The organism is Lactococcus sp. NH2-7C (genome assembly GCF_029953655.1).
Classification (GTDB): domain Bacteria; phylum Bacillota; class Bacilli; order Lactobacillales; family Streptococcaceae; genus Lactococcus; species Lactococcus lactis.
In genome coordinates this window covers 1,177,790-1,196,542 of sequence record NZ_CP124538.1, presented here as the reverse complement: position 1 = coordinate 1,196,542, position 18,753 = coordinate 1,177,790, and the positions used below count along the sequence as shown (strand labels likewise).

The 18,753-nt window shown below is 34.9% G+C and carries 22 protein-coding genes; 20 read left to right on the top strand and 2 right to left on the bottom strand.

The genetic code is table 11. From position 1 onward, the window contains the following. Nucleotides 1-972 (bottom strand): ROK family glucokinase, encoded by a 972-nt coding sequence (locus QJV49_RS05980; protein WP_015427121.1) that lies wholly within the window; start codon nt 970-972, stop codon nt 1-3. 33 nt (nt 973-1,005) lie between these two features. After that, nucleotides 1,006-1,227, bottom strand: coding sequence for a YqgQ family protein (locus QJV49_RS05975; protein WP_057720374.1), 222 nt, complete (start codon nt 1,225-1,227; stop codon nt 1,006-1,008). A 192-nt stretch (nt 1,228-1,419) separates the two neighbouring features. On the opposite strand from QJV49_RS05975, the gene QJV49_RS05970 reads away from it, so the two are divergent. From QJV49_RS05970 to QJV49_RS05875, 20 genes are all read left to right on the top strand, one after another. Further along, nucleotides 1,420-2,148 (top strand): LytTR family transcriptional regulator DNA-binding domain-containing protein, encoded by a 729-nt coding sequence (locus QJV49_RS05970; protein ID WP_225512550.1) that lies wholly within the window; start codon nt 1,420-1,422, stop codon nt 2,146-2,148. 298 nt (nt 2,149-2,446) lie between these two features. After that, the gene (locus QJV49_RS05965; RefSeq protein ID WP_225512551.1) at nt 2,447-2,785 is read left to right on the top strand and encodes a lactococcin 972 family bacteriocin; all 339 of its coding nucleotides are present in this window, start codon (nt 2,447-2,449) and stop codon (nt 2,783-2,785) included. Then, entirely contained in the window at nt 2,782-4,761 is a 1,980-nt protein-coding gene (locus QJV49_RS05960) for a bacteriocin-associated integral membrane family protein (RefSeq protein WP_225512552.1), read from the top strand. The genes QJV49_RS05965 and QJV49_RS05960 overlap by 4 nt, the downstream gene beginning before the upstream one ends. Further along, entirely contained in the window at nt 4,762-5,388 is a 627-nt protein-coding gene (locus QJV49_RS05955; protein ID WP_225512553.1) for an ABC transporter ATP-binding protein, read from the top strand. Between the two features lie 13 nt (nt 5,389-5,401). After that, a complete protein-coding gene (locus tag QJV49_RS05950) occupies nt 5,402-5,806 on the top strand; it encodes a hypothetical protein (RefSeq protein ID WP_225512554.1) in 405 nt (134 codons plus the stop codon). A gap of 1 nt (nt 5,807) precedes the next feature. Then, nucleotides 5,808-6,266 carry a hypothetical protein gene (locus tag QJV49_RS05945; protein WP_225512555.1) on the top strand — a complete coding sequence of 153 codons (459 nt, stop codon included), beginning with the start codon at nt 5,808-5,810 and terminating at the stop codon, nt 6,264-6,266. A gap of 187 nt (nt 6,267-6,453) precedes the next feature. After that, nucleotides 6,454-8,286: a translational GTPase TypA gene (gene typA, locus QJV49_RS05940; protein ID WP_025016832.1), complete on the top strand. Its 1,833-nt coding sequence runs from the start codon at nt 6,454-6,456 to the stop codon at nt 8,284-8,286. A gap of 100 nt (nt 8,287-8,386) precedes the next feature. Continuing rightward, entirely contained in the window at nt 8,387-8,638 is a 252-nt protein-coding gene (locus QJV49_RS05935) for a DUF3165 family protein (protein WP_004254583.1), read from the top strand. Nucleotides 8,639-8,721: 83 nt separating this feature from the next. Then, a complete protein-coding gene (locus QJV49_RS05930; RefSeq protein ID WP_225512556.1) occupies nt 8,722-9,660 on the top strand; it encodes a class I SAM-dependent methyltransferase in 939 nt (312 codons plus the stop codon). A gap of 194 nt (nt 9,661-9,854) precedes the next feature. Further along, the gene (locus QJV49_RS05925; protein ID WP_225512557.1) at nt 9,855-11,042 is read left to right on the top strand and encodes an acetate kinase; all 1,188 of its coding nucleotides are present in this window, start codon (nt 9,855-9,857) and stop codon (nt 11,040-11,042) included. 157 nt (nt 11,043-11,199) lie between these two features. Beyond that, on the top strand, nt 11,200-12,387 hold the full coding sequence (locus tag QJV49_RS05920; protein WP_225512558.1) for an acetate kinase: 1,188 nt from the start codon (nt 11,200-11,202) through the stop codon (nt 12,385-12,387). 131 nt (nt 12,388-12,518) lie between these two features. Beyond that, the gene (locus QJV49_RS05915) at nt 12,519-12,971 is read left to right on the top strand and encodes a hypothetical protein (RefSeq protein WP_225512559.1); all 453 of its coding nucleotides are present in this window, start codon (nt 12,519-12,521) and stop codon (nt 12,969-12,971) included. Nucleotides 12,972-13,055: 84 nt separating this feature from the next. Next, complete coding sequence (pyrH, locus tag QJV49_RS05910; RefSeq protein ID WP_021464089.1) at nt 13,056-13,772, top strand: UMP kinase; 717 nt, start codon at nt 13,056-13,058, stop codon at nt 13,770-13,772. Between the two features lie 212 nt (nt 13,773-13,984). Continuing rightward, nucleotides 13,985-14,542: a ribosome recycling factor gene (frr, locus tag QJV49_RS05905; protein WP_225512560.1), complete on the top strand. Its 558-nt coding sequence runs from the start codon at nt 13,985-13,987 to the stop codon at nt 14,540-14,542. 93 nt (nt 14,543-14,635) lie between these two features. Continuing rightward, nucleotides 14,636-15,094, top strand: a complete 459-nt coding sequence (locus QJV49_RS05900; RefSeq protein ID WP_255597778.1) for a GNAT family N-acetyltransferase — start codon at nt 14,636-14,638, stop codon at nt 15,092-15,094. A 45-nt stretch (nt 15,095-15,139) separates the two neighbouring features. Further along, nucleotides 15,140-15,997, top strand: coding sequence for a S1 RNA-binding domain-containing protein (locus QJV49_RS05895; RefSeq protein WP_225512561.1), 858 nt, complete (start codon nt 15,140-15,142; stop codon nt 15,995-15,997). A 174-nt stretch (nt 15,998-16,171) separates the two neighbouring features. Continuing rightward, nucleotides 16,172-16,690, top strand: a complete 519-nt coding sequence (msrA, locus tag QJV49_RS05890) for a peptide-methionine (S)-S-oxide reductase MsrA (protein WP_225512562.1) — start codon at nt 16,172-16,174, stop codon at nt 16,688-16,690. Between the two features lie 36 nt (nt 16,691-16,726). After that, on the top strand, nt 16,727-16,936 hold the full coding sequence (locus QJV49_RS05885) for a YozE family protein (protein ID WP_010906259.1): 210 nt from the start codon (nt 16,727-16,729) through the stop codon (nt 16,934-16,936). 66 nt (nt 16,937-17,002) lie between these two features. Next, the gene (locus QJV49_RS05880) at nt 17,003-17,881 is read left to right on the top strand and encodes an ATP-binding cassette domain-containing protein (protein ID WP_225512563.1); all 879 of its coding nucleotides are present in this window, start codon (nt 17,003-17,005) and stop codon (nt 17,879-17,881) included. Further along, a complete protein-coding gene (locus QJV49_RS05875) occupies nt 17,881-18,645 on the top strand; it encodes an ABC transporter permease (RefSeq protein WP_225512564.1) in 765 nt (254 codons plus the stop codon). Before QJV49_RS05880 ends, QJV49_RS05875 begins: the two co-directional genes overlap by 1 nt. The last annotated feature ends 108 nt before the right edge of the window (nt 18,646-18,753 follow it).

Sequence of the window (18,753 nt, the reverse complement as noted above, 5' to 3'; positions counted from 1 at the left end):
TTATTCTCCTTTAAATTTAAGAGCAAGACTTGCGGCACCGATAATTCCAGCGTCATTTCCGAGGACAGCAAGTTTGATTTTACTTGAGTTACGAACCGTTGAAAAGGCATATTTAGTGAAGTATTTTTCAACTTTTTCACGTAAGAATTCTCCAGCAGCAGAAACACCACCACCGATAACGATGGAAGCAGGGTTCAAAGTGGAACCAAGGTTTGCACAAGCAAAACCAAGATAATAGGCAAATTTATCAACCACAGATAAACTAAAGTGGTCTCCTTCTTGAGCTGCAAAGAAGATGTCTTTAGAAGTCACTTCATCACCATTATCAATAGCTGCTTTAATAGTAGAATCACCTTCGTATTCTTCAGCAAATTTACGAGCTAAACGAACGATACCTGTTGCAGAAGTTACTGTTTCCAAGCAACCGCGGTTCCCACAAGTACATTCAAAACCATCAGGATCAACGCAAATGTGGCCAATTTCGCCGCCAGCTCCAGCAACACCATGAACAAGCTCACCTGAAGCGATAATTCCGCCACCAACACCAGTTCCAAGAGTAATGAAAACAACATCAGGATTATTTTCACCTGCCCCTACCCACCGTTCACCAAGAGCAGCAACGTTAGCATCGTTATCCAAAATGAATGGAAGACCAACACCTTCAGAGATTGGTTTACCTACTTCTTGAGTATCTGCCCAGTTCAAGTTAAAAGCAGCTTTGACAGTACTTTCAGAAATATTTACTGAACCCGGTGTTCCCATTCCAATTCCAAGAAATTCAGATTTGTCCAAGTTATAAAGGCTTAAACGGTGGTTGATTGATTCAATAATATCAGGAACGATATGTTTTCCATCTTCTAAAATATTTGTCGGAATAGACCATTTATCTTGAACCTCACCATCGAGTGTTAAAATTCCAAATTTAATTGAAGTTCCACCAAGGTCGATACCGATAATTTTACTTGCAGTCATGTTTTTTTCTCCAATCTGACAATAAAAAAAGAATCATTTTTTATTGTTCGTAGATTTTTTCTTTTCAATTCTCTCTTCACGTGCCAAAATCAAGCGAGCAGTCAAATAGTCATGGTCGCTTTTTTGAAATATTCCTGATTCAAGCATTTTTCCTAATTCAATTTGCATAAAAGCAATCGCATCCAAACGATCTGGAAAAAGATTGATATATCCATATTTTTTCAGCATTTCTTGCACGTCATAGAGAGTTTTCATTACTACATTTTACCGTATTTGATAAAGGCTTTCAAGTCCAAGCTATATGTAAAAGAGAGCGAATAGCGCAGAATTTGCTTATAAAATGGTATAATACAATATAATTTGAAAACGTAACTAAAAAGATATTTAATGGTAATGATGCTTTTGGAATAAGATTATAGTTAAAATTTACTTGTTGAAGGTAAAAAAATGAATAGAATTTTGATTGATGCGAACTTTTATGCAGTAAATCGCTTGGAGAGATTTGTTCTTGAAAATGAAAAAGAACTCGGGATAAAAGATGAGATCGATGCAACGATGGTATTCTATAATCATCAGCATGTCTATAAATTTCTTCAAATTTACCTTAATGAAGTTAAGACTTGTTTTATAAAAATTGCACAAAAAGAAGAGTTCGAAATACTGAAAAAAATACAGAAGTTAGAAAGTAAGGCATTTTTTCTTATCTATACTGATAATCCTGACTTAAAAGATGAATTATTGAACTTTACTACCTCTCCGTTATGGACTCAAATGACTGTGGCCAGTGACTCTGATACTGAAGTTAGAGAAATGATTAAGAAAGTGTTGCTCTACTGTTTTACAAATGAGCTAAATATTGTCGAAATCAGTGGCTATCCAATTTCGATAGATTCTCTTTTATATATTGAAGCGGACAAAACACATCGAAATTATCTTAGAGCCATCACAAAAGATAATGAATGTTTAGTTCGTGGTACGATTTCTGATGTAAAAAAGAAAATTCCCAATTTACTTGCACTTGGGCGCGGTTTACTCGTTGATACAAATAAAATTCGTCGAATTGAAGAAGACGGGTTGACGCTATGTTTCGAACAAAGCTTGAAAAAAATCAAAGCACCAATGGTTTGCAAAAAAGAGTTAAAGGAACTCAAAAAACAATCAAAACGAATAAAATAATCACTCTTTTTTAGGGTGATTTTTGTATTTGCCTGATAAAAACGCAATTTCATCACAGAAAACTCAATTTCGTCACAAAAATGATTAATTTTAGTAAAAAAAGATTGTAAATAAAAATGAAAGAGCTTACAATCAAAGTATGAAATTTAATATTGATTTAAAGCTATTAAACAAATAAAAACGACTGAAAGTTCGTATCCAGTCAAAGTGAGGAAAGGAGGGACTGAAAATTTTGTTGCAGTAGAATTTTTAAAAAGTTCTACGAAAGATTAGAAATTTTTAGAAAGGAAGTAGAAAAATGAGAACTAAAAAATTACTTGTTTCAACACTTATCCTTGCGACTATCGGCGGAACTTTTCTTCAAGTCAGCCCCGTATTCGCTGTTAATCGTTCAACTTATTCTCAAGGCTCAACAAATGACAAAAAGTATGGTATGGGAGATTACGCGGCTTATTGGAATAACTATGGAAATCATTGGGCTGAAGTAGCTTTTCGGACTAGATATGGAGGGACAATAGCCGGAGGAGCTCATGCCAATCAGCAAGCCTATGCCTGGTTGAATACTCGCTGGGGAGAAAGTGTGGTTTTCTACCATAGCGATGGTATAGCTAAAAGCAAACATTGGGGGCCACAATGAAAAAAATAAAATATATTTTTTTGGCTGTGGCTACAATTTTAGTCACAGTCTTTTATATTATTAATATAAAAGGAAAAGACCAGCAAATTATCGCAGAAAGATTGCCAAATGCTGTTCTTATTGCAAATAACGAGAAGCAAAATCCAGAAACTATTCCTAGTCCTCATGAAGTTATCAAAGATGTGGATGATTATGCAAGAAAACATGATTTCTTTATCGTTATGGATGTTGTCACACCTGATGGTTCAGGAGATTTCAAGCCAACTTATATGACTTTTGGGAAAGGGAAACTTGCAAATAATATGTCTTTACTTCCAAAAGAGAAAAGAGAGGAGTACGACCCACTTGGTATGTTTGGGACTTACAACGTTTTTTCTGGAAAGAAAGAATCTGAGGAGTTTAGTCAATATTTAAATCAAAAATTTCATGTAACAGCATCTTATATTCCAAGCATGTCTCTCCTTGGGGAATATTACAACATCTATGGTAATCCACAGGCTGTAACCTTATTGATAAGTATCTTTCTGGCTTTTGTCGGTTTAGCTATTTTTGTAAGAATTTCAGAGTTACGAAAATCAGGAATAGAACTTTTGTCTGGGAAGACATTGTTGAATACTGTATTTTCAGATAGTATTCGTGATATAAAGTTTATCTCAATTTTGACGATTATTGCTATGATAGGGACTTCTAGTTACTTTCTCATAACTGGTCTAAGCAACTTGTCACTTCACATTTTTGCTTTATTTTCTATCTTCTTTTCTTCTCTGATATTTGTGCTATTGTCATGCTTAGTAAGTGCAATAATCATGATTATCCTCTCTCGGAGTCAGCTTAATTCACTTATCAAAGGGAAACTACCGACAATAGCTTTGATGGTTCTTGTGGTTTTGATGCAATTTGCTGTGAGTTTTGTCCTTGTCACAAGTCTATCAGGAATTCACTATAATCAAATTGAATTAAAAAAACAGGAATCTGATTTAGATAAATGGAAAGAAGAAAAAGATTATTATACTTTCCCTTATGCTTCTATTAATCTGCAAGTAAGTAATCAAGAAGCAAAAGCATGGTGGAACTTTTATAATATGGAAGTAACGAAAGATGATGCGATATTCGTTAGACATGATTTATTTGCTGGACCAGAAGAAAGTAGCCAAGACGAACTTTTCGTTACACCAAGTTATCTGAAAGCACAGCATATCAAGACTAAAGAAGACTTTTCTAATCTTAAACTTGGAGAATACGCTCTTTTGATACCGAAAAATCAAATGAAAAACCGTCAAAAACTTATCACTAAATATAATAAATCATTGACGGAAACCACACAAAACGGTAAAAAAGAGACTAAGATGAAGGCAAAATACGTTGAAGAAGTACCAAATGGTGAAAAACGTTTTATTTACAATGTGGCCTATGAGAAAATGACAACGCAACAAGAAATATCTGACCCAATTATTATTGTGATAACGCCACAATCATCAGGAGAAGATACTGGTCTATCTTGGGCAGGGGATAATGATTATTTCTTTGTGAAAGGTAAAGAACAAACGATTAATAGGCTGAAAGAGTTGGGACTATACGATAAGGTTCATTATTTAGTTAATGCCTATGGACAGTATGAAGCACAGACAAATCTTGTAAAAGAGAGTTTAAGTATGGCAATCATATCAGCCATTATAACGATTATTGTCATTAGCTTTTTCTATATTTTACTTCATGTCCTTTACTTTACTCATTTCAGAAGAACAATCGTAATAAAATTTATTTCTGGAATGCCCAACTTGAGAATTCATCGTCGGTTCATTTTTGTAGAGTTGGGATTACTTTTGATTTTATTACCAACATTGACAATAATCAGCAATGAGTTTCTATATTCTCTTTTTGTTGTAAGTGCTTTGTGGTTTATGTCGCTTATTATCTTACTTGTTCAAATGAAAAATTTTGAAAATGGACAAATAAATAGTTTGAAAGGAGAATAGATGTTTGAATTAACTAATATTACTAAAGAATTTTTACATAGAAAGGTTTTTGATAACTTTAAATTAACCTTTGAAGCTGGGAAAGTTTATGCCATTATTGGTCAAGCAGGTTCTGGTAAAACAACCTTACTGAATATGATTGCTAAACTTGAATCCTACGAGGGAAGTATTCTTTATGAGGGAAAAGAATTATCAAAAATCAAGAAACATTCCTATTTTCTAAATGATTTGTCTTATCTTTTTCAAAATTTTGGATTGATTGAAAATGAAACGATTGATAAAAATTTGGATTTGGGATTGCTTAATCAAAAATTATCCAAGAAAACTAAACAAGAAAAAAAGCTTGAAACTTTGGCACAAGTTAATGTAGCCTATTTAAAACTCAATCAAAAAATTTATGAATTGTCAGGTGGTGAGGCACAGCGTGTGGCACTTGCTAAAGCGATTTTGAAGGATTCACCGGTTATTTTGGCAGATGAGCCAACAGCGGCACTAGATTCTGAGAATAGTGAAGAAGTGATGAAACTGCTTTTGAGTATGAAAAATGAAAATCGGATTATTATTATCGCAACGCATAATCCTGTTATTTGGGAAATGGCGGATGAGGTTGTTGAATTGTCTAAATGAGAGAGTGAAAGAGATGAAAAAATATATAGTATTTACATTTATTTTAGGGTTACTCAGCTTCTTTCTTCCATTTTTCCCAGCGACTAATAATCACTTTGAGAATACTCAACTTTTGGGCTTTCAATATGTTGTTAAATATGGTCTGTGGCTCTATTTCGTTGTTTTGATTGTACTAGTAGTAAACTATTTTACAATCAATGAGCGATACGTAAAATATAAAAAAGCCATTCCATTATTAATCTCAATTACTATATTTGGAGCCTACGGTGGCCTTCCGTTTAATCAATGCTTAATTGGTGGAATTCAAAGAGGATTGCTGGTTCTAGGAGGATATAGTTTTGGCTATTTTATCAGTTTCGCTTTGTCTTTAATTTTTACTGTTTTGGTTTGTATTGATGCCTATAAAAAGGGAGAGTAAAATGTGGGTGAGAAAAATAAAAGTTTGGCAAGTATCTCTTGCATTTGTTGTTTGGATAGGAACCATGTTTCTTCCTGCAACGGTAAATCAGGATAAATTGAATACGAATTTTGACTATAAAAAAAGTCGAGAAAATTTCTTTTATTTTCTTTTTCATCAGGTTTCTTTTTATAGTTTCATTTTGGGATTGGTGTTGCTTATATCACTTTTTCTCATTTATAGGAAAATAAAGTTTAGTGTCTATTTTTCTTTTGCTAGTCTTATTTTTTACATTAGTTTCTTAGTTATAGCTTTTCCGTCTATGATTATTTTTAATCATAGTTTATCTGGGAATACTTTTGGGGCTGAACTTTCTATTTTTTTAACCTTTTATGGAGCTGGATATATTATTGCTGTTCTATTGGATTTAGTTGCTTTTCTTTTACTCTTTCTCTACAGTTTAAGAATAAAAGAATGTTAACACCATAATCATTTTTGCTGATTTTATTAATTATAAAAAAATAAAGAACTCCTTAGAAATTTTTCTTTGGGGTTTTCATTTTGGAAGTAAAAAAATCTTTGTTAGGCTTGTAAACGTGTGCATTTACAGCTTTTAGAAAAGTGTGCTATAATGGGTTAGATATATACGAAAGTAAGGTATGATAAAATTGACTAAATTACGCGAAGATATTAGAAACGTCGCTATTATTGCCCACGTTGACCATGGTAAAACTACATTGGTTGACGAACTCTTAAAACAATCTCAAACGTTGGATGCTCGTAAAGAATTAGCTGAACGTGCGATGGACTCAAATGCACTTGAGCAAGAACGTGGGATTACTATCCTTGCCAAAAATACAGCAGTTGAATATAACGGAACTCGTATCAACATCTTGGACACACCAGGTCACGCGGACTTCGGTGGAGAAGTTGAACGTATTATGAAAATGGTTGACGGGGTTGTCCTCGTTGTCGATGCTTATGAAGGAACAATGCCTCAAACACGTTTTGTTTTGAAAAAAGCTTTGGAACAAAACTTGACTCCAATCGTTGTTGTTAATAAGATTGACAAACCATCTGCTCGTCCAGCTGAAGTTGTTGATGAAGTTCTTGAACTTTTCATCGAACTTGGTGCTGATGACGAACAATTAGATTTCCCAGTTGTTTATGCTTCAGCAATCAACGGTTCTTCATCAATGTCTGATAATCCAGCTGATCAAGAACACACAATGGCAAATATTTTTGATACAATCATCGACCATATCCCTGGTCCAGTTGATAACTCTGATGAACCTTTGCAATTCCAAGTTTCACTTTTGGACTACAACGACTATGTTGGACGTATTGGTATTGGACGTGTTTTCCGTGGAACAATCAAAGTTGGGGACAGCGTTACTTTGTCTAAACTTGATGGTTCAACTAAAAACTTCCGCGTCACTAAACTTTTTGGTTTCTTCGGTCTTGACCGTCAAGAAATCCAAGAAGCAAAAGCTGGTGATTTGATTGCTTTGTCTGGTATGGAAGATATCTTCGTTGGGGAAACTGTTACACCTTCAGACCACGTTGAACCATTGCCAATCTTGCACATTGACGAACCTACTTTGCAAATGACTTTCCTTGCTAACAATTCACCTTTCGCTGGTCGCGAAGGGAAATGGGTAACATCACGTAAAGTTGAAGAACGTTTGGTTTCTGAATTGCAAACTGACGTTTCACTTCGTGTTGAAAACACTGAATCTCCTGATAAATGGGTTGTTTCTGGTCGTGGTGAATTGCACTTGTCAATTCTTATTGAAACAATGCGCCGTGAAGGATATGAACTTCAAGTTTCACGTCCTGAAGTTATCATCAAAGAAATTGATGGTGTTGCTTGCGAACCATTTGAACGTGTTCAAATCGATACTCCTGAAGAATATCAAGGTTCAATTATCCAAGCGCTCTCTGAACGTAAAGGTGATATGCTTGATATGCAAATCACTGGTAACGGTCAAGCACGTTTGATTTTCCTTGTTCCTGCACGCGGTTTGATTGGATTCACAACAGAATTCATGTCAATGACTCGTGGATACGGAATTATGAACCATACTTTCGACCAATATCTTCCAGCTGTTAAGGGAGAAATCGGTGGACGTCACCGTGGTTCTTTGATTTCTATGGATTCAGGTCAAGTTACTTCTTACGCAATGGGTTACGTTCAAGAACGTGGACAACTTTTTGTTGATGCAGGTACTGAAGTTTATGGTGGGATGATTGTTGGTGAACACAGCCGTGATAATGATTTAACTGTAAATATCACTAAAATGAAACAACAAACAAACGTCCGTTCTTCAAATAAAGACTCTACATCTGTTTTGAACACACCAAAAATTCTTTCACTTGAAGAATCTTTGGAATTCCTTGGAGATGATGATTACTTGGAAGTAACTCCAGAATCAATCCGCTTGCGTAAACAAATTTTGGATAAAGCAATGCGTGAAAAATCAACTAAGAAGAAAAAATAAGTTTAATCAAATAGAGAAACTTGATTTTCAATTATTGAAAGATTGATGATGAATAAATTAATTTTTCGTTAGCTCTTGTCATAACTTGGAAAGGAGAAAAATGTTCTATATTATCTTGTTGATTTTAGTTGCCTTTGCGTATATTTTCATGATGCCCAAAGACGTTCGGCGGAGTATGGACATTTTCTTCTTTGCTGGTGTTGGAGTTCTAGTTCTTGCTTTTGCTGTGGCACAGGCGGTAAGCCATCGGTCATTACTTTTAGAAATTATCGGTATTGTGGCGATGCTTGTCGTAACGGTCAGAGCTTGGATGGAATTGGAAAAGTTGGACAGTCGAAAAAGAAAAAAATAAATGATTGATTAATAATCAAGCAATGAATAAAACTGTCAAAGTTTGGCAGTTTTATTTTGATTTTGTAGAAATGGAGAAAAAACATGGATATGGAAAAAGTGGCTCAAGGTTTTGAGCTAGTTGTTGCAAATATTATGTTACTATCTGAGAAATTGGATACAGATTTTTATGATGCTTTTGTAGAACAAAATGCTGCTTTTTTAGATGATACTGACCAAGGGATTGTTGAGCTGTCAGTAAATAATGACAAACTTCGTCAGTTAAATTTATCAAATAAGGAGTGGCAAAAACTTTTTCAATTTGTTTTGTTGAAAGGATCACAAGTCGCACCACTTCAGCCCAATCATGCGATGACTCCAGATGCAATTGGTTTAATTTTTAATTTCATTATTGAACATCTTAATAAAAATTCTGAACTTCGTTTAATTGAATTTGGGTCTGGTATGGGTAATCTTGCTGAAACTCTTTTGGTTAATCTTAATAAAAAGGTTGATTATGTAGGCTTTGAAGTTGATGATTTGCTTTTAGATTTGTCTGCTTCAATGGCTGAAATTATGGGGAGTCAGGCTGAGTTCATGCAAATTGATGCGGTACAAAAGCGTTTGATGGAACCTGCTGACGTTGTTGTCAGTGATTTACCAATTGGTTTTTATCCAGATGATGAAATTGCAAAGAATTTTGAAGTTGCGGCTACTGACGGACATACTTTTGCTCATCATCTTTTGATTGAGCAATCGTTTAATTATTTAAAAGAGGGTTCTTTTGCCATTTTCCTAGCTCCAGAAGATTTACTGACAAGTCCTCAAGGACCACTATTGAAAGAGTGGATTAGTAAACATGGAAGTGTGATGGCTGTCATCACTTTACCAAAATCACTTTTTAATGCTGATGCTAAGGCGATTTATGTTTTGAAAAAGGGACCGGCTGCACATGCAACATTTGCTCACCCTTTATCTTCGCTGACAGACAGAGAAAGCTTAGAAGTTTTTATGGAAGAATTTACAAAAATTGTAAAATTATAAGATTGAAATTACTGACAGATTCTGTCAGTAATTTTTTTGGTAAAAGTGTATGAAAATGATTGAACTTGAAAACGTTTTTTATTTTAAAAGCTACATCTTAAATTAAGCTAGTGCATCATGATCGAAAAACACAAAAGGAATTGTAAATGTGTTATAATTTAACCGTATTCAAATTCAAGGAAGGTTTATTAAACATGACCAAAACATTAGCAATTAACGCTGGTTCATCATCTATGAAATGGCAAATGTACGAAATGCCAGAAGAAAAAGTTCTTGCCAAAGGATTAATTGAACGAATTGGCTTGAAAGATTCAATTGTGACCGTCAAATTTGGTGACCAAAAAGAAGAACGCGTTTTTGACATTCCAAATCATACAGAAGCAGTAGAAGTTTTACTTGAAGATTTAAAACGATTGAAAATAGTAGAGGAATTTACTGAAATTACTGGTGTGGGACATCGTGTGGTTGCTGGAGGTGAAATTTTCCAAAAATCAACAGTTGTTACACCAGAAGTTTTACAACAAGTTAAAGATTTGTCAGCTCTTGCTCCTTTGCATAATCCAGCAAATGCTGCAGGAATTGAAGCTTTTTTGAATTTACTGCCTGATGCAACTTCCGTAGTAGTTTTTGATACAGCTTTCCATACAACTATGCCTGAAAAAGCATTCCGTTATCCATTGCCTAAAAAATATTATACAGATTATGCTGTCCGTAAATATGGAGCTCATGGAACTTCACATATGTATGTTTCACAAGAAGCTGCAAAATTACTTGGAAAACCAATTGAAGAAACAAAAATTATCACTGCTCATATTGGGAATGGCGCATCGTTGACAGCAGTGAAAGGTGGAAAATCAATTGATACTTCAATGGGATTTACACCACTCGCTGGAGTGATGATGGGAACACGTACAGGTGAAATGGACCCTTCTGTTTTTCCATATCTTATTAAAAATGACGCTGAGTTAAAAGATGCTCAAGGTGTCGTTGATATGATGAACAAAAAATCTGGCCTCTATGGTGTATCTGGTATTTCATCAGATATGCGTGATATCATTGCTGCTAAAGATACAGACCCTGATGCAAAACTTGCATTTGAGATGTATGTTGACCGAATTCAAAAATTTATTGGTCAATATTTGGCCGTTTTGAATGGGGCTGATGCTCTTGTCTTTACTGCTGGTATTGGTGAAAATTCGGTTCCTGTTCGTGAAGCCATTCTTTCTGGATTGACTTGGTTTGGAATTGAAGTTGACCCTGAGAAAAATGTCTTTGGTGTTGAGGGTGAAATTTCAACAGCTCATTCACGTGTAAAAGTTTTTGTGATTCCAACTGACGAAGAGCTTGTAATTGCTCGTGATGTTGAAGCACTTAAAAAATAATTAATCAAAAGATTTTGTTCTAAAACAAAATCTTTTTTTATTTTAAAAATGACATAAAATAAAAAGTTGTAGGAATCCTTGAGGGAGGAGAAATGCAATCAGACATAAAATATGATATAATCTTAAGAATAAAACGCATACATTAAGGAGAGTAAGTATGGAAAAAACGCTCGCTGTCAATGCAGGCTCCTCGTCATTAAAATGGCAACTTTACGAAATGCCGGAAGAAACCGTGATTGCTAAAGGAATTTTTGAACGTATTGGTTTGTCTGGCTCAATCTCAACAACAAAATTTAACAATGAGGAACACGTTAGAAAACAAGAAATTGTTGACCATCGTCAAGCTGTTTTGTTATTAATGGATGAATTAATTCACTTTAAATTAATTCATGAATTCCGCGAAATCACAGGAATTGGCCATCGTGTTGTTGCAGGTGGGGAATTTTTCAAAACTTCTACGGTTATTAGTCCTGAGGTTTTGGCTGAGATTAAAAATCTTTCAACTTTGGCTCCTTTGCATAATCCTGCTAATGTTTTAGGGATTGAAGCTTTTCAACGTTTATTACCAGATGCACTTGCAGTTGCTGTTTTCGACACTGCTTTTCACAGTACTTTGCCAGAAAAGGCTTATCGTTATCCTATTCCAACAAAATATTATGAAGATTATTCAATCAGAAAATATGGGGCACATGGAACGTCACACATGTATGTCGCTCAAGAAGCGGCAAAAGTCTTAGGAAAACCATTGGAAGATTTGAAGCTAATTACGGCTCATATCGGAAATGGAGCTTCAATTACAGCAATTGAAGCTGGAAAATCTGTTGATACTTCAATGGGATTTACACCACTTGCTGGTGTAATGATGGGAACACGTGCAGGTGAAATGGACGCCTCGGTCATTCCTTATATGTTAGAGAGCGACCCAAGCCTTAGAAATGCTCAAGATGTGATTGACATTCTCAATAAAGAATCTGGAGTCCTTGGGGTGTCAGAACTCTCAAGTGATATGCGTGATCTTTCAGAAGCAGTAGCTAAAGGAAATCCTAAAGCGATTCTTGCTTATGAAATGTATGTTGACCGTCTCAAGAAATTTATTGCCCAATATTTTGGAGTATTAAATGGGGCTGATGCTCTTATTTTCACTGCTGGTGTTGGTGAAAATGATGCAGCTGTCCGAACGGATGTAGTCAATGGACTTTCTTGGTTTGGTATGGAAATTGATGAAAGTAAAAATGTTCGTGGAGCATTTGGTATCATTTCTAAACCAGAGTCTAAAGTGAAAGTACTCGTTGTGCCAACAAACGAAGAATTAGTTATTGCTCGTGATGTTGAAGCTGCTAAATAATTAGATAAAATTTACTGACAGAAATTTGTCAGTAAATTTTTTTACTTATGAAAAAGCTGTCAGTAAAGTTTTGGAAAATGGTTTGTCTTCTGTAAAAGAAAGCGCTATAATTAGGGTGAATGGAGGGAATTATGGAGAATTTACCAAAAGTTACAAAAGCTGAAATGTTGCCAGGAGTGCGTTTACGTTTAGAATTTGATAATGGACAAGTTCGATATTATCCCGTTCATGAGCAAATTGATTTGCTGATGAATCCTTTTGATGTGAGTAAGTTAAAAAAGACATATGGCGCAAATTTGTTTCTTGGGGGAATGGTTTCATGGATTGGAAATGAGATTAAGATTGAACCTAATGGAGATTTGTTACTTAATAAATCAGTGATTCCTGCTGAAATGCTTTGGGAACACAGTCTTAAACATGTTGACAGTCTAGACCCAGAAAAATTGAAAGAGTTAGAAGAAATTAAGCACCCAATTTGGCAAGGGGTAAAAAGTCTTAATTTAATCTTTTGGATTGCGGGGATTCTTTTTGTGATTTATTTACTTATTCAATTGTTGGGACATCTGGGTTTATTGACATCATGATAGTTTCTAAAAAGGCTTTGATTAGTCTTTTTTTCGTGAGCATTTTATGGTAAAATAGAGAAAATATAATAGAATAGGTGCAATATGGCTGAAATTAAATATAAACGCGTACTGTTAAAACTTTCGGGAGAGGCCCTCTCAGGCGAAAAAGGTTTCGGATTTGACCCCGAAACAGCAAAAGCTGTTGCTGAAGAACTCAAAGAGGTTCATGATTTGGGCGCAGAACTTGCGATTGTTTGCGGTGGTGGTAATGTTTGGCGTGGAATTACTGGTGAAAAAGCCGGAATGGAACGTGCTCAGGCAGATTACATGGGAATGCTTGCAACAATTCAAAATGGATTGTTCATTCAAAGCGCTCTTGAAAATATTGGGGTTGACACACGAGTGATGACAGCCATTGAGATGAAAGCTGTTGCTGAACCTTATATCCGTCGTCGTGCTGAACGCCATTTAGAAAAGGGGCGTGTTGTCATTTTTGCTGGGGGAACTGGTTCGCCTTACTTCTCAACGGATACAACCTCTGCTTTACGTGCTGCGGAAATTAATGCTGATGTCATTTTAATGGCTAAAAATGGTGTTGATGGTGTTTATAATGCTGACCCTAAATTAGTTGCTGATGCTATTAAATTTGAACATTTGACACATATGGATGTTATTACCAAAGGCTTGCAAGTAATGGACAGTACGGCTTCAACAATGTCAATGGATAATCATATTCCACTTGTTGTTTTCAACATGAATGAAGCTGGAAATATTACACGTGTCGTTCGTGGTGAAGAAATCGGAACAACGGTTGAATAAGATTTACTTACAAAAAAAGCTGTCAGTAAATTTATTCATTAAAAAATTACTGATGGAAATACTAGCATATTCGTAAACGCTGAAGCGTCAACGACTATCCTATGATGGAAATACTAGCATAACTGTAATCATTAAAATACTAACACTTATCTCTGACAAAGTTTCTGTCAGTAAAATAAATAGAAGAATTAAAAATAGAAAAAGGAAATAAAATGGCAAACGAAATTGTTACAACAGCTCAAGACCGGATGAAACAATCATTAGGAAGTTTACAACGTGATTTAGGACATATCCGAGCTGGTCGTGCCAACGCAAGTCTTCTTGACCGTGTTCAAGTTGTTTACTACGGCGCACCAACACCACTCAATCAATTAGCGTCAATCACAATTCCAGAAGCGAGAGTATTGATGGTTACTCCTTTTGATAAATCAATCTTGAAAGATATTGAAAAAGCATTGTATGAATCAGATCTTGGAATTACACCAGCAAATGATGGTTCTGTGATTCGTTTAGTTATCCCAATGTTGACAGAAGAACGCCGTCGCGAACTTGTCAAAGAAATGGGTAAATATATTGAATCAGCAAAAGTAGCGATTCGTAATATCCGTCGTGATGCAATGGATACTGCTAAAAAATCAGAAAAAGCAAAAGAAATCACTGAAGATGATCTTAAAGATCTTGAAAGTGAGATTCAAAAAGTGACTGATGATGCAGTTAAAGAAGCAGACCGTCTTGCATCAATTAAAGAAAAAGAATTGTTGGATATCTAAGTAGAACAATCTAACAAATAAAGTAATCTGTAAAAGCATTAACGGCTCCATTGAGCCGTTTTTACATCAAAAAGCTATCAGGATGGATAAAATTTGAGAGTGTTAATCAAACTTAGAGAGCAACCGTCTTATCTCAAAGAAGCAATTCGTTTTTTTCAGGAAAAATGGGGAAATACGGAAAGTAACCCTGTATATGACGACTGTTTGAAGCATAGTCTAGAGAGTGACAACAAGATTCCTAAGTGGTATCTGATTGCTGATGAAGGAAAAATTATCGCGGGTTGTGGATTGATTAGCAATGATTTTATTAGCCGAATGGACCTATACCCTTGGCTTTGTGCACTTTATGTTGAAGAAAAATTTAGAAATCAAGGTCTTGCTGGTCTATTGATTGAAGCAGTAAAAGAAGATTGCAGAACTTTTGATTTTGATAAACTTTATCTTGCAACGGATTTTGCTGATTTCTATGAGCGCTTTGATTTTCATTATCTAGCTGACGGCTATCATCCTTGGGGTGAAAAGTCACGGATTTACGAAGGAAATATCAATTAAACAGAGGCAAATAGTCTCTCAATTACATTTTATAAAGAGGAACAAATGAGTATTATTGGACAAACAATCTCCGCAATTATTGTGGAAGAAAGTGAACGTTTCTATTTTCTTCAAAAAGGAGAAGATTTATTACGTTTAGATAAAACAGAAGGTGAACATACAGTTGGCGATGTGGTGACTGGTTTTGTTTATGTGGATAAAGATGACCATCGTCGTTTGACGACTTTGGAACAAAAAGCAACAAATGAGCATTATGGTTGGGGAACGGTAACAGCTGTTCGTAAGGACCTTGGTGCCTTTGTTGACACAGGTTTACCAGGGAAAGATGTGGTCGTCTCTCTTGATGATTTGCCACTCGAAAAAGACCAATGGCCAAAAGTTGGTGACCAACTTTATGTGAAATTAATTGTTGACAGAAAAGAGCGGATTTGGGGTCATTTAGCTTGGCATGAAGATTTCTGGAATCTTGCTGGTCCTGGTTATGACAATATGCAAAACCAAGATTTACGAGCAATTGTTTATCGAAATAAAGAATCAGGAACATTTGTTTATTTGCCTGACAACAATATGCTAGGATTTATCCATCCAAATGAACGTTTCTCAGTCCCACGTGTCGGTCAAGAACTTCAAGTTCGTGTTATTGGTTTTAGAAAAGAAGACCGTAGTCTAAATCTGTCAGCAAAACCACGTGCTTATGAAATGCTTGATGCTGACAGCCAAATGATTTTAGCTTATCTTCAATCAATGGGTGGCAAAATGGCATTTAATGACAAATCAAATCCAGATGAAATTAAAGCAACTTTTGGAATCTCAAAAGGACAATTTAAAAAAGCTCTTGGTGGTTTGATGAAAGCTAAAAAAATCAAACAAAGTCCAGAGGGAACAGAATTAATCGGAGAATAATTTACTGACAGCTTCTTTAGAAATACTAAGCTTAATTTAAAAGCATTCGTCAGTAAATTCTGTCAGTCTTATGACTTATAAAAATTTCTGTCAGTAAAAAAGTAGCTTAATTGGCTACTTTTTTTTGAGCTATGCTATAATATTTCACAAGACAAACAAAGTGAAGGAGAAATAATGGCAACAGAAAGAGCAATATTTGCAGGTGGATGTTTTTGGTGTATGGTCCAACCTTTTGAAGAACGAGAAGGAATTTTATCTGTGATAAGTGGATATACAGGGGGAAATGTTGAAAATCCAACTTATGAACAAGTAAAAGATCATCTGACTGGTCATACAGAAGCAGTAGAAATTATTTTTGATAACAGTAAAATTACTTATCAAAGTCTTGTTGAACTTTATTGGACACTCACAGATCCAACAGATGCGTTTGGTCAATTTGAAGACCGTGGAGATAACTATCGTCCAGTCATTTTTGTTGAAAATGAAGAACAAGAAAAAATTGCCAAAGCCAGCAAAGCGCAATTGCAAGCCAGCGGAAATTTTGATTCACCTATTGTGACAAGTATTGAAGCCGTTCAAAAATTCTGGCCAGCAGAAGACTACCATCAAGGATTTTACAAAAAAAATCCAGAAGATTATGCCCAATCAAGTAAAATTCGTCATGATTTTTTGAAAAAACAATGGGAAAAATAATAAATTTTTCAGACTCAATGACAATAGAAAGAGAAAATGACTTTTTATAATTACCTTATGCGCCATCGCGCACCAGTAGAAAAAGATGATGCAACGCGTCTTGCAAATTTAGTTTTTCAAGACCCGCTTTTTCCAAAACAGTCTAAAGATTTCGATGAAATTTCGACTTATTTAGAAACACAAGCCCCTTTTTACTTTAATCTTACACTGTTTGATAATATTTGGGAAAGTTATTTAGAAGCTTAGCGATTATCTTAAATTGTTCTTAACAAAAAATAATAAAATGATATAATGGACGCAAAGGAGAGATTTATGGAAATTAAAGTAGAAGAACTTAAATTCTCATATCAGTCTAGACAAATTTTGTCTATTAATGAAGGAGTCTTTGAGTCAGGTCAGATTTATGGAATTGTCGGCAATAATGGTGTTGGTAAAACAACTTTTTTCAAGACATTGACCAATATTATTACAAACTATGAGGGGCATATTCAACTTGATGGTCAAGAAATCAAACAAAATCCAGAATTGCTCACAAAAGTTGGTATCATGCTTGATGATATGGAACTTTATAAAAGTTACACAGGTTTATTTAATCTCCACTATTTTGGTGGATTACGAGGAAATTTTGATGAGGCAAAAGCCCTTGATTTAGCTAAAAAACTAGACTTAACTCCCGAAATGTTATCAAAAAAAGTTGCCACTTATTCACTTGGAATGAAGAAAAAGTTAATTCTACTCATCTCGGTTATGAATGATGCGGAAATTTTAATTTTTGACGAGCCTTTTCGAGGAATTGATGCAAAATCTGTTGAGTGGTTCAGAGATTATTTGCTTGAACTCAAAAGAAGAGGACGTTTGATTCTGATTTCTAGCCATGTTCATGAAGATATTGAAACAATCTGCGATAAAGTTTATCTTCTGGCTAATGGAAATTTCACAGCTACTTTTGATTTGAAAAATCAACAAGAAGTCTTGACTTATACGGTTTCCGTGACTGATGTTCAAGTCTTAGAAAGCTTCTTGACGAAGGCCGGTGTTCAAGTGGAAATTAAAGAAAATACAGTAAAATTTGACAGCAGTCCCGAAGATTTTCAAATTGCTTTTCGTCATGCTGTTGAAGAAGGTGTAAACTTTGATAGCATTAAAAAAGAATCAAAATTTGCTGAATTTATCAAAAAAGGGAGTAACTGATGAGCGCAAAAAATATATTTAAAATGGAATTTTACCGAAATTTTCGAGATAAAAGCTGGTTGATTGTCATTGGAGTTATGGCAATTTTAGCATTAATTGATTCAATTTTAATCATCAATCTCATTGGAAAAACAGTCTCTGGATACAGTTATAATAGTGCCGGGACAGCAGTCTTAGCAGCTTTAACTATTTTTTTCACTTTAGCTTTGGGACTTGGAATTTGGGCCTTTCAAATCATTTATCCATTCCATTTATTATCAGTTGATTATAGTAATAAAGCTTTAGGGCTAATGATTGCTTCTGGAGTAAATCGAATGACTTATTATTTTATCAAATTAATTTCAACAATTCTTTCGACTTTACTAGCCTTATTTACAATTTTGATTGTTCCTTTTTTCCTAATTTTAGGTGTTTATGCCCGACAATTAAGTGAATTTTTGAGTATGGTCTCTCGTTCTCTTTCACTTAGCAGCGTTTGGATGGCTTTGCTAAATTCATTTGCTGGTGCTTTGGCCTCTATCGTTGTCTTATTTTTCGTTGTGATTATGACACGAGGCAAATTCTGGGGGATTTTTGTTTATTTAGGGATTGCAATGGGAATTGGGATTGTCGTCACTATATTTACCAGCTCAATAAACGTAGTATCGACTGATGGTAATAATATGATGTCAAATACCAGTCTAATTGGGATTATCTTCTCAGTAGTTGAAATAGTTGCTTTTGGATTACTCGGGCTCTCTCTTATCAGAAAACAAGATTTATAAAGCAAAGAGTGCTTGACAGAGCGCTCTTTTTTTGATAGAATACTCAGGTATGTGAATTTTCACATACACGGCGTGGAAGCTGTAAAATACAGCATCATACCACATCAC

What these genes read in the sequence shown, in the direction of transcription:
- pyrH (WP_021464089.1), top strand. Translation starts at nt 13,056, where the DNA reads ATGGCTGAAATTAAATATAAACGCGTACTGTTAAAACTTTCGGGAGAG.
- QJV49_RS05970 (WP_225512550.1), top strand. Translation starts at nt 1,420, where the DNA reads ATGAATAGAATTTTGATTGATGCGAACTTTTATGCAGTAAATCGCTTG.
- QJV49_RS05880 (WP_225512563.1), top strand. Translation starts at nt 17,003, where the DNA reads ATGGAAATTAAAGTAGAAGAACTTAAATTCTCATATCAGTCTAGACAA.
- QJV49_RS05895 (WP_225512561.1), top strand. Translation starts at nt 15,140, where the DNA reads ATGAGTATTATTGGACAAACAATCTCCGCAATTATTGTGGAAGAAAGT.
- QJV49_RS05955 (WP_225512553.1), top strand. Translation starts at nt 4,762, where the DNA reads ATGTTTGAATTAACTAATATTACTAAAGAATTTTTACATAGAAAGGTT.
- msrA (WP_225512562.1), top strand. Translation starts at nt 16,172, where the DNA reads ATGGCAACAGAAAGAGCAATATTTGCAGGTGGATGTTTTTGGTGTATG.
- QJV49_RS05915 (WP_225512559.1), top strand. Translation starts at nt 12,519, where the DNA reads ATGGAGAATTTACCAAAAGTTACAAAAGCTGAAATGTTGCCAGGAGTG.
- QJV49_RS05960 (WP_225512552.1), top strand. Translation starts at nt 2,782, where the DNA reads ATGAAAAAAATAAAATATATTTTTTTGGCTGTGGCTACAATTTTAGTC.
- QJV49_RS05935 (WP_004254583.1), top strand. Translation starts at nt 8,387, where the DNA reads ATGTTCTATATTATCTTGTTGATTTTAGTTGCCTTTGCGTATATTTTC.
- QJV49_RS05965 (WP_225512551.1), top strand. Translation starts at nt 2,447, where the DNA reads ATGAGAACTAAAAAATTACTTGTTTCAACACTTATCCTTGCGACTATC.
- QJV49_RS05950 (WP_225512554.1), top strand. Translation starts at nt 5,402, where the DNA reads ATGAAAAAATATATAGTATTTACATTTATTTTAGGGTTACTCAGCTTC.
- QJV49_RS05885 (WP_010906259.1), top strand. Translation starts at nt 16,727, where the DNA reads ATGACTTTTTATAATTACCTTATGCGCCATCGCGCACCAGTAGAAAAA.
- QJV49_RS05925 (WP_225512557.1), top strand. Translation starts at nt 9,855, where the DNA reads ATGACCAAAACATTAGCAATTAACGCTGGTTCATCATCTATGAAATGG.
- QJV49_RS05930 (WP_225512556.1), top strand. Translation starts at nt 8,722, where the DNA reads ATGGATATGGAAAAAGTGGCTCAAGGTTTTGAGCTAGTTGTTGCAAAT.
- frr (WP_225512560.1), top strand. Translation starts at nt 13,985, where the DNA reads ATGGCAAACGAAATTGTTACAACAGCTCAAGACCGGATGAAACAATCA.
- QJV49_RS05975 (WP_057720374.1), bottom strand. Translation starts at nt 1,227, where the DNA reads ATGAAAACTCTCTATGACGTGCAAGAAATGCTGAAAAAATATGGATAT.
- QJV49_RS05920 (WP_225512558.1), top strand. Translation starts at nt 11,200, where the DNA reads ATGGAAAAAACGCTCGCTGTCAATGCAGGCTCCTCGTCATTAAAATGG.
- QJV49_RS05945 (WP_225512555.1), top strand. Translation starts at nt 5,808, where the DNA reads ATGTGGGTGAGAAAAATAAAAGTTTGGCAAGTATCTCTTGCATTTGTT.
- QJV49_RS05875 (WP_225512564.1), top strand. Translation starts at nt 17,881, where the DNA reads ATGAGCGCAAAAAATATATTTAAAATGGAATTTTACCGAAATTTTCGA.
- QJV49_RS05980 (WP_015427121.1), bottom strand. Translation starts at nt 972, where the DNA reads ATGACTGCAAGTAAAATTATCGGTATCGACCTTGGTGGAACTTCAATT.